General features: G+C 70.9%; 9 protein-coding genes and 1 pseudogene. 3 read left to right on the forward strand and 7 right to left on the reverse strand.

Going from position 1 to position 9,256, the window contains the following annotated elements:
- The 4 genes and pseudogenes from AWZ10_RS03455 to AWZ10_RS03470 all read right to left on the reverse strand — a co-directional run.
- Positions 1-315, reverse strand: a pseudogene (locus AWZ10_RS03455) (hypothetical protein); the annotation flags it as partial.
- Positions 316-327: 12 nt separating this feature from the next.
- Positions 328-1,200: a carbohydrate ABC transporter permease gene (locus AWZ10_RS03460; protein ID WP_060890399.1), complete on the reverse strand. Its 873-nt coding sequence runs from the start codon at positions 1,198-1,200 to the stop codon at positions 328-330.
- Positions 1,197-2,138: a carbohydrate ABC transporter permease gene (locus AWZ10_RS03465; protein ID WP_046704242.1), complete on the reverse strand. Its 942-nt coding sequence runs from the start codon at positions 2,136-2,138 to the stop codon at positions 1,197-1,199. The genes AWZ10_RS03460 and AWZ10_RS03465 overlap by 4 nt, the downstream gene beginning before the upstream one ends.
- Positions 2,135-3,430 carry an ABC transporter substrate-binding protein gene (locus tag AWZ10_RS03470; RefSeq protein WP_046704241.1) on the reverse strand — a complete coding sequence of 432 codons (1,296 nt, stop codon included), beginning with the start codon at positions 3,428-3,430 and terminating at the stop codon, positions 2,135-2,137. The genes AWZ10_RS03465 and AWZ10_RS03470 overlap by 4 nt, the downstream gene beginning before the upstream one ends.
- A gap of 63 nt (positions 3,431-3,493) precedes the next feature.
- Here AWZ10_RS03470 and AWZ10_RS03475 point away from each other — a divergent pair, with 63 nt between their 5' ends.
- Complete coding sequence (locus tag AWZ10_RS03475; RefSeq protein WP_046704240.1) at positions 3,494-4,843, forward strand: Gfo/Idh/MocA family protein; 1,350 nt, start codon at positions 3,494-3,496, stop codon at positions 4,841-4,843.
- A 65-nt stretch (positions 4,844-4,908) separates the two neighbouring features.
- Here the strand turns inward: AWZ10_RS03475 and AWZ10_RS03480 are convergent, their stop codons facing one another.
- The gene (locus AWZ10_RS03480; RefSeq protein ID WP_060890400.1) at positions 4,909-6,207 is read right to left on the reverse strand and encodes a cytochrome P450; all 1,299 of its coding nucleotides are present in this window, start codon (positions 6,205-6,207) and stop codon (positions 4,909-4,911) included.
- 141 nt (positions 6,208-6,348) lie between these two features.
- On the opposite strand from AWZ10_RS03480, the gene AWZ10_RS03485 reads away from it, so the two are divergent.
- Positions 6,349-6,804 carry an SRPBCC family protein gene (locus AWZ10_RS03485; RefSeq protein WP_046705828.1) on the forward strand — a complete coding sequence of 152 codons (456 nt, stop codon included), beginning with the start codon at positions 6,349-6,351 and terminating at the stop codon, positions 6,802-6,804.
- A 101-nt stretch (positions 6,805-6,905) separates the two neighbouring features.
- A complete protein-coding gene (locus AWZ10_RS03490; protein WP_060890401.1) occupies positions 6,906-7,547 on the forward strand; it encodes a class I SAM-dependent DNA methyltransferase in 642 nt (213 codons plus the stop codon).
- A 31-nt stretch (positions 7,548-7,578) separates the two neighbouring features.
- On the opposite strand, the gene AWZ10_RS03495 is transcribed toward AWZ10_RS03490, so the two are convergent.
- Together AWZ10_RS03495 and AWZ10_RS03500 are read right to left on the reverse strand one after the other, a co-directional pair.
- Entirely contained in the window at positions 7,579-8,403 is an 825-nt protein-coding gene (locus tag AWZ10_RS03495) for a hypothetical protein (protein WP_244172382.1), read from the reverse strand.
- A gap of 112 nt (positions 8,404-8,515) precedes the next feature.
- On the reverse strand, positions 8,516-9,256 hold a 741-nt coding region (locus AWZ10_RS03500), incomplete at its 5' end, for an XdhC family protein (RefSeq protein ID WP_208618438.1).

Consider the following 9,256-nt stretch of genomic DNA (forward strand, 5'->3'; position numbering starts at 1 on the left):
GCCGCCGGGGAGTCCGGCGCCGACGAGGGCCAGATCGGCGAGGACGAGGACCAGGCCGGTGAGGGCGACGAGCCCGGCCGCCAGGTCGCCGGGGCGAAGACGCCGCCGCAGCGCCACGACGAAGCGGCCGGCCGTGGCCGGACGGTCCTCCCGTACGCCCCGCAGGACCGCGCAGGCCGTGGAGAGCGCGGCGGGCAGCGTCACCAGGGGGAGGCTCACCACCGCCACGGCGATCCCCACGCTCAGCACGTCCGCGAACAGCGTCATCCGGGGCCCGAAGATCTCGCCCGCTTCCCGTTCCCTGCTCGTGCGCATGGCGCTCACCCTCTATCCCTTGATCCCGGAGTTGGCCATGCCCTCCACCAGGAACCGTTGGAAGGCGAGGAAGAACAGCACGATCGGCAGGAGGGCGATGACGGACATGGCGAACATCGGGCCGAAGGCCGAGGTGCTCGACGCGTCGACGAAGGACCTCAGCGCCAGGGTCAGGGTGAACTTCTCGGGCGAGAAGAGATAGATCAGCTGGGTGAAGAAGTCGTTCCAGGTCCAGATGAAGGTGAAGATCGCGGTGGTGATCAGGGCGGGCCGGGTCAGCGGAAGAATCACCGAGAAGAAACTCCGGAACGGTCCACATCCGTCGATGCGCGCGGCCTCCTCCAGTTCCCTGGGCAGTCCACGCATGAACTGCACGATGAGGAAGACGAAAAAGGCTTCCGTGGCGAGGAATTTCGGCAGGATCAGCGGCCAGTAGGTGTTCACCATGCCGAGCTGGTTGAAGATGATGTACTGCGGGATCAGCACGGCGTGATGCGGCAGCATGATCGTCGCGATCATGAAGGCGAAGAGCGGTCCACGGAAGCGGAACCGCAGGCGGGCGAACGCGTACGCCGCCAAGGAGCAGGACAGGACGTTGCCGACGACCGCGCCTCCGGCGATCAGCAGGGAGTTGCCGAGCAGCCGGCCCACCGACACGTCGTTCACACCGTCGAGCGCCGTCTCGTAGTTGGACCATTCCAGACGGCTCGGCAACAGGTCGAGGCTGGCGATGACCTCGTTCGCGGGCTTCACGGAGGTGGCGAGGAGCCAGGCCAGCGGGTACAGCATGACGAGGAGTGCGGCCAGACAGCCGGCGTGCAGGGCCACGCGTCGCCAAGCGACCGGCTTGCGCGCGACGGACGTCGAGGGCGTGGTGGTGGTCATCGCTCCCCCTCGGAGGCGTAGAAGACCCAGGAGCGGGAGGTACGGAAGAGGATCGCGGTGACCGCTCCGATGGCGAGCAGCAGGACCCAGGCCATGGCGGAGGCGTAGCCCATGTGGGAGGCGACGAAGCCCCGGTCGTAGAGGTAGAGGGTGTAGAAGAGGGTGGAGTCGGCGGGGCCGCCCTTGCCCGCACTGATCGCGAACGCCGGGGTGAAGACCTGGAAGGCCTGGATCGTCTGGAGGACCAGGTTGAAGAAGATCACGGGTGACAGCATCGGCACCGTGATCGACACGAAGCGGCGCCAGGCGCTCGCGCCGTCCACCTCGGCCGCCTCGTACAACTCCCCGGGTATCTGCTGGAGTCCGGCGAGGAAGATGACCATCGGGGCGCCGAACTGCCACACCGTGAGCAGGGCCACCGCGAGCAGCGCCCAGCCGGGCCGGTTGACCCAGCCTCCGGTCCCGAGGAGGTTGTCGACGGTACCGCCGTCGTTGAAGATCGCCCGCCAGACCAGGGCGATGGACATGGAGGCGCCGAGGAGGGAGGGGGCGTAGAAGGCGGAGCGGTAGAAACCGCGGCCGCGTTTCATGTTCTTCAGGGCCAGGGCCACCAGGAGGGCGAGGGCCAGTTGGAGCGGTACGGCGATGACGACGTACATCAGGGTCGTCGTCACCGAGCGCCAGTAGCGCGGGTCCTCGGTGAACATCTGGGTGTAGTTGCGCAGGCCCACCCAGTCGGGGGCGTTGAAAAGGTCGTAGTCGGTGAAGGAGAGATAGAGCGAGACGGCCATCGGGAGCAGGGTCAGAACGCAGGCTCCGAGCACCCAGGGCGACAGGAACACCCAGGCCGCGCCCTCGCGTCGGCGTCGCCTGTTGGACCGGTCCGACCGAGGAACTCCTTTTTCACGCACGGTTGTCGGCAGCTGCGTGGTGGTCATGACCTCAGCTCCGCCTTCGCCTCGGTGATGTAGTTCTCGGCGGCCTCGCGGGGGGACATCCGCTCGTAGGAGACCTGGTCGTAGTCGCGCTGGAAGGTGGTCTGCAGGGCGCTGTCGCCCGATGGAGGCGCCTGGGGAGGCGGGTCGAGCTTTCCTTCGACCGTGGCCTGGTAGTCGTAGATCGTCTTGTCGAAGTCCTTGAGGCCGGCCGCGATGTCCTCGCGGATCGACTGGTTGACCGGGATACCCCGGGTGGCGCCGAGGATCTTCGCGGCCTCGTCGTCGTTGAGCATGAAGTCGACGAGCCGGGCGGACTTCTCGGGGTGGCCGGAGTCCGCGGCCACGCCCATGAACATGGAGGGCTTGAAGTACTGGCCGGGGGTGCCGTTCTCGCCCGCCGGCATGGGGGCGAGGGAGATGCCGGTCGGTACGAGGGCGAGGTAACCGCTCGCGGGGGCGTCCCAGTTGACGTCCGAGGCGGCCTTGCCCCGGCCGAGCGGGGTGTTCTCGACCGTGCCGTCGAGCTGGGTGGTCTGCTCGGCGGGCGAGACGGCACCCTCGCGGCGCAGCTTGTCGGTGAAGGTCCACCAGCGGGTCAGGTCGGCTGCGGTGAAGCCGAGACGCCTGTCGTCGGTGTAGAGGGACTTGCCCTGGCCGCGCAGCCAGATCTCGAAGGCGTCCTCGCTCTGGCCGGGATCGGTGCCGCCCGGCACCCCCGTTTCCGCCGCCACCTTCCGCATGGCGTCGGCCCATTCGCTCCAGGTCCAGCCCACGCGGGGCGGTTCCAGACCGGCGGCCTGCCACTTCTCGGTGTCGTAGACCATGGTCTCGGTGCCGCGACCCTGCGGTACGGCGTACTGCCTGCCGTCCACCTTGCCGGTGGCGAGGAGTCCCGGCTCGAACTCGGCGGTGTGCAGTACTGGTTGCTGCTCGGAGAGGTCGAGGAGCACACCCCCGGAGGCGTACTGGTCGATCATCCGGTAGTCGAGCTGCATCACGTCGGGCGCGTCGCCCCCGGCGGCCTGGGTGGCCAGCTTCTGCTTGTAGGCCTCGTAGCCGGCGAAGGAGGTCTGTACGTCGATCCCCGGGTTCCGCTTCTCGAAGAGGTCGACGGCCGCCTGGGTTCTGGCGGCCCGGTCCGGGTTGCCCCACCAGGTGTAACGCAGGACGACGTCGCCGCCGACACTGCCCGACCCATCCGGTCCGGAGCAGCCGGTGAGCAGCGCGCAGAGCGCCAGCGCGGTGGCCGCCGCACGGGGGTTCCAGGACTTCCTCGTCCTGATTCGGGGCATGAGTGGGTCACCTCATTCGCTAGAAAGCGCTTCCCCCCGTCATTGACCCTAGGGAAGGTCCGGATGTCAGAACAAGACCCCCGCACCACATCCGTGCGACACCACCGTGCCGCCGTCGTGGGGCTCGGCGCCCGGGCACGGATGTTCACCCAGGCGCTGACCGGGCCCTTCGCGGAACGGATCGACCTGGTGGGCTTCTGCGACACGAACGCGCACCGCATGGCCGTCCACAACTCCTGGATCGCGGCCGACCATCCGGGCCGCAGCCCCGTGCCGGCGTACGGGGCCGACGACTTCGAGGAGATGCTCCGCCGCGAGCGGGTCGATCTGGTCGTGGTGTGCTCGTTGGACCGGTCCCACGACCACTACATCGTGCGTGCGCTGGAGGCGGGGTGCGATGTCGTCACCGAGAAGCCGATGACCACCGACGCCGAGCGTGCCCGCCGCATCCTGGAGGCCCGGCGCCGGACGGGACGTGAGGTGCGCGTCTCCTTCAACTACCGCTACAACCCGGTGCACTCGGCCGTACGGGAGCTGATCGCGGACGGCGAGATCGGCGAGATCGGCTCGGTGCACTTCGAGTGGCTGCTCGATCTGCGGCACGGCGCCGACTACTTCCGCCGCTGGCACCGCGACAAGGCGAACTCCGGCGGCCTGCTCGTCCACAAGTCGACCCACCACTTCGACCTGGTCAACTGGTGGCTCGGCACCCGCCCCGACACCGTCTTCGCCCAGGGCGGCCTCTTCTTCTACGGCGACGAGGCGGGCCGCCGCCGAGGCCTCGCCCGGGACTACACCCGCGCCCACGGCTCCCCGGCGGCCGAGACCGACCCCTTCGCCCTCCACCTCAAGGACTCCGCCGTCCTCACCTCGCTCTATCTGGACGCCGAACGGGAGGACGGCTACCACCGCGACCAGAACGTCTTCGCCCCCGGCGTCACCATCGAGGACGACATGGCGGTCCTCGTCCGCTACGGCTCCGGCGCCACCCTGACCTACCACCTGACGGCCTACTCCCCCTGGGAGGGCTACCGTGTCGCCTTCAACGGCAGCGAGGGCCGCATCGAGCTGCTGGTGGAGGAGTCCACCTGGACCCGCCCCCACGTCCGCACGACCGGCGCGAGCCCGGTCATGCACGGCGTCGAGGCGAGCGACGACGCCGGCCGGACCGAACTGCTGGTGCGCCGCCTCTGGGAGCGGCCGCGCGAGGTGAAGCCGGCCGCCGGTGAGGGCGGGCACGGCGGCGGGGACGTTCGGATGCTGGCCGACCTGTTCGGAGAGCGCGTACCGGACGGGTTGGGTCGGGCGGCCGACGCGGTGGACGGCGCACGGTCGCTGGTGACGGGGCTGGCTGCGAACCGGTCGCTGGAGACGGGGGTGCCGGTGGCGGCGCGGGAGTTGCTGGACGTGTGAGCCGTCGGCCGAACCCGCGCCGCCCGCGCCGGGTGGGTGCGCAGCCGGGTGGGTGTCTCAGGAGGTCACCAGACGAGTTCGAGGCGCTCCGGGGAGCGGTGGATCAATGTCGGGCGCATGGTGATCCGTTGGCCTTCCGCGAGGCGCAGGCCCGGCAGGCGGCTGGTCAACTGCTCCAGGGTGACGCGGAGTTGTTCGCGGGCGAGCTGGGAGCCGGGGCAGGTGTGGGTGCCGAAGCCGAAGGAGAGGTGGCGGCTGGCGGTGGGGCGGGTGATGTCGAAGTCGTCGGGGTTCGGGTGGCGGGAGCCGTCGCGGTTGGCGCCGCCGAAGGCGAGGAACACCGGGGCGCCGGACGGGAGTTCGGTGCCGGCGAGGGTGACCGGGCGGGTGGTGACGCGGCGGAAGCCCTGCAAGGCGGTGTCGTAGCGCGCTGCTTCCTCGACGGCGGCCGGGATGCGCTCGGGCTCGGCGCAGAGCAGCTCCCACTGCGGGCGGTCGCGCAGGAGGTGGAGGAGGGTCGTCCCGACGAGGGCGGTCGTGGTCAGGTGTCCGGCGATGAGCAGGTTCTGCAGGTGGGCGACGACCTGGTGACGTTGGTCGAGCGTCAGCTCGTCGGCGTCGGCTCCGGCGACGGACGTGATGAGTTCGGTGCCCAGGTCCTCGCGCGGGTCGGCGTGCCGGGCGCGCACGAACGCGTCGAGGCGGTGGGCCGTGGCGACCACGTCCTCGGCCGCGGCGATCTGTTCGGCCTCCGTCATGGGCCGGAACAACAGCTGCTCGGCCCGGCGACCGCCGCGGACCAACGCCGGTACGTCGTCCGGGTCGAACCCGACGAGGTGCCCGATGACCTCCCCGGGGAGCCGTCCCGCGTACGCCGACATCAGCTCGACCCGGCCGCCCTCGTCGACCTTTCCCTTGCCGTCCTCGCCGTCCGCCTCGCTCCTGCCGTCGCCTCCTCCGCCCTCCGCGCCGTTCTTGAGGAAGCCGTCGACCAGGGCGGCGGCCCGTTCGGCGGCATATGGCAGGACGGCGGCGACCCTCGCGGGCGACAGCCCCCGCACGATGGGTGCCCGCAGCTCCTGGTGCAGCGTGCCGTCGGCGGTGACGACGACGGGGCGTCCGCCGAAGCCGCCGCCGAGCACGGCCAGCGCGGCGGGTGCGGGCATGACGTCCGGGCGCAGCGCGTTGGCCGACGAGAAGTCCTCCGGGCGCCGCAGCACCTCCCGTACGTCGGCGTCCCGGGCCACCAGCCAGGAGTCCAGCTCGGAGACGTACGTCAGCCCTTCCGCCGCTCTGGCCCGCGCGTAGTGCGGATACGGATCCCGCTGCAACTCGTCGAGCCTGTCGTGCAGTTCAGGGTCCACGGGAGCACCTTCCGGCCAGGGGCGGGCGTGCGGTCGGGCTCATGGTGCCGTACGGCGGGGCAGGGCGGTAGAGGTTCTGCGACGGGACGGTCCTGCGGGTCGGGAGGGGTTGGACCGGTCCCGTTCACCTACGATCACCCCGTGGTTCTCTTCCTCCTGGAACGCCTCCCCCGCCTCCCCGCCGACCGCGCCTGGCAGCGCCTCACGGACTGGCCCCGGCACGCCGACGTCGTCCCGCTGACCCACGTCACCGTCCGCACACCTCATCCGACCGGCGAGGGCACGGTGTTCGTGGCCCGCAGCGGCATCGGGCCACTCGCCTTCGACGACCCGATGGAGGTCACGGTCTGGCAGCCGCCCGAGGGGCGGGCCGGCGGGAAGTGCCGCCTCGTCAAGCACGGTTCGTTCGTGACCGGGTGGGCCGAGATCGAGGTCCATCCGTACGGTGACGGCGCGTCGCGTGTGGTGTGGCGCGAGGACCTTCGCGTGCGAGGGCTGCCGGGCCTCTTCGACCGGCCGCTGGGCGGGTTGGCGCGGCGGATGTTCGGGCGGGCGATGGACGGGCTGCTCGCGGCCGACGACCGGCGTTCGAGCTGAGCCCCGACGGGCCTACCCCCGGCCGGCGTTCGAGGTCGTTGTCAGACCCTCCGGCTGATGTTCGAGGTCGTTGTCAGACCCCCCGGCTACTGTCCGGCGCCATGACCACACACCACCTGCACGCCACCCGGGCGTCCTACGACACCGTCGCCGCCGACTACGAGAAGCTGCTGAGAGACGAGTTGGCGAGCAGCCCGTTCGAGCGGGCCATGCTGGGGGTGTTCGCCGAGCGGGTGCTGGGCGCCGGGGGTGGACGCGTGGCGGACCTGGGGTGCGGCCCGGGGCGGGTCACCGGGCACCTGGCCTCGCTGGGGCTCGACATCTGCGGGATCGACCTCTCGCCGGAGATGATCGCCGTGGCCCGCTGGGCCCACCCTCGACTGGGGTTCGACGTGGGCACGATGACCGCGCTCGACTTCGCGGACGGCTCCCTCGCCTGGTATTCGACGGTCCACACCCCGCCCGCCGAACTCCCACCGCTCTTCCACGAGTTCTACCGGGTTCTCGCCCCGGGCGGCCTCCTCGCGATGGCGTACAAGGTCGGCGACGAGTCCGTGCACCTGGCGCACGCGTACGGCCACCCCCTCGATCTCGACGTCTACCGCTTCCCACCGGATCTGATCGCCGCGCTGCTGGGGGACGCGGGGTTCGTCGAGGCGGCGCGGCTGGTGCGGGAGGCCGACGGCCCCGGCACCACGGCCAACACCCCCCAGGCGTACGTGCTGGCGCGCAAGCCGGCGTGAACCGCCGCGAGTCCTGAAGGTCGGGGCCCGGTCAGGACGCGCCCGGGTTCCCGTTCCGGGCGGCGGCCAGGCCGTCGCGGCGGTCGCGGTCGCCGTCGCCCGTGGTGCTGAGGAGGGTGTCGCAGATCTCGCGGAGCTTGTCGGTGGCCTGCTTGGAGAACAGTCCGCAGAGCCCGGCAATGCCGGAGAAGCCGTACGGGTTGGTCGCACCGGCGCCGGAGCTGCCGGCGAACAGGCCGCCTCGCAGCAGGAGATAGACAAGGAGGGCGAGGGCGACACCTATGCCGGCGCGCAGGAGGTACCACCACAGCCAGCTCGCGTAGAGCCGCCGGTTGCCGACGTACGTCGCGAAGGACGTGGCCGCGTGGACGAAGCTGCCGAGTGCGCTGCACACCACCACGGCGAGCAGCATCGCGGTGTCGGCGGTCAGCGCCCAGTCCCCGAGGCCGAAGGGCGACCAGCGCGCGGTGGCCGTGGGGTCCGCGCCGGGCTCCACCGTCGTCAGCACCGCCGGCCAGAGCGTCACGAGGGCGCCGCAGACGAAGACGACGTCGGCTAGGAGGAAGAGGCCCAGCAGGGTCGTCGACACGGTCGACAGCCGCCGCCGCTCGTCAAGGGCGCCGTCGGCTCCGGGATCGGCCGAGCCGTCACTCGAACCGTCGCCCGAGCCGTCACCCGAGCCAGAAGCCGCGTCACCGTCGTCGGCGCTCCCGCCCGAGGCGGTGCCGTTGTCGCTTCCGCTTCCGCTTCCGCTTCCGCTTCCGCTCGAGCCTGTACCGATGTTCTCCGCGCCGCCATCACCCATGCCCGAGCCCGCCGCGCCGTCCGGGCGCTCTTCACTGCTCGCCGTACCCAACTGTCCGCTCCCGTAGTGCTGTTGTCGTATCGCAACGGTCGGCTCTGCCGCCCCCGGGGTCAAGTCACGGGTGCGGGTTCGGGTCGGGTTCGGGTCGGGTTCGGGCGTCGCTTCACGAGACCCGCAGGCTGGGCAGTTCCATGACGCCGGGCGAACCGTCGTGGTGGATCGGGGTGTGCGCGCCGGTCAGTGAGACGCCGCTGCCGCCCCGCCGGTCGGCGACGATCTCTGCGGCGATGGACAGGGCCGTCTCCTCCGGTGTGCGCGCCCCGAGGTCCAACCCGATCGGAGACCTGAGCCGGGCCAACTCCAGCTCGGTCACGCCGACTTGGCGGAGGCGTTCGTTGCGGTCGAGGTGGGTGCGGCGGGATCCCATCGCACCGACGTAGGCGACGGGGAGCCGTAGGGCGAGCTGGAGGAGGGGGACGTCGAACTTGGCGTCGTGGGTGAGGACGCAGAGGACGGCCCTGCCGTCCACGTCCGTGCGCTCCAGATACCTGTGGGGCCACTCGACGACGATCTCGTCCGCCTCCGGGAAGCGGGCGCGGGTCGCGAAGACGGGGCGAGCGTCGCAGACCGTGACGTGGTAGCCGAGGAACTTACCGACGCGGACCAGCGCCGAGGCGAAGTCGATCGCGCCGAAGACGATCATCCGGGGTGGCGGGACGGACGACTCGACGAGGACTGTGAGCGGTGCTCCGCAACGTGATCCCTGCTCTCCGATCTCCAGGGTGTCCGTGCGGCCGGCGTCGAGAAGGGCGCGCGCCTCGGCGGCGACCGTGCGGTCCAGTTCGGGGTGGGCGCCGTAGCCGCCGTCGTACGAGCCGTCCGGGCGGACCAGCAGGGCGCGGCC

The sequence above is a fragment of the Streptomyces europaeiscabiei genome (assembly GCF_001550375.1).
Lineage (GTDB): Bacteria > Actinomycetota > Actinomycetes > Streptomycetales > Streptomycetaceae > Streptomyces > Streptomyces europaeiscabiei.

Bases quoted from the DNA above. Each gene is read 5' to 3' on its own strand.
- AWZ10_RS03490 (WP_060890401.1), top strand. From the start codon at position 6,906: ATGACCACACACCACCTGCACGCCACCCGGGCGTCCTACGACACCGTC.
- AWZ10_RS03470 (WP_046704241.1), bottom strand. From the start codon at position 3,430: ATGCCCCGAATCAGGACGAGGAAGTCCTGGAACCCCCGTGCGGCGGCC.
- AWZ10_RS03475 (WP_046704240.1), top strand. From the start codon at position 3,494: ATGTCAGAACAAGACCCCCGCACCACATCCGTGCGACACCACCGTGCC.
- AWZ10_RS03460 (WP_060890399.1), bottom strand. From the start codon at position 1,200: ATGACCACCACCACGCCCTCGACGTCCGTCGCGCGCAAGCCGGTCGCT.
- AWZ10_RS03465 (WP_046704242.1), bottom strand. From the start codon at position 2,138: ATGACCACCACGCAGCTGCCGACAACCGTGCGTGAAAAAGGAGTTCCT.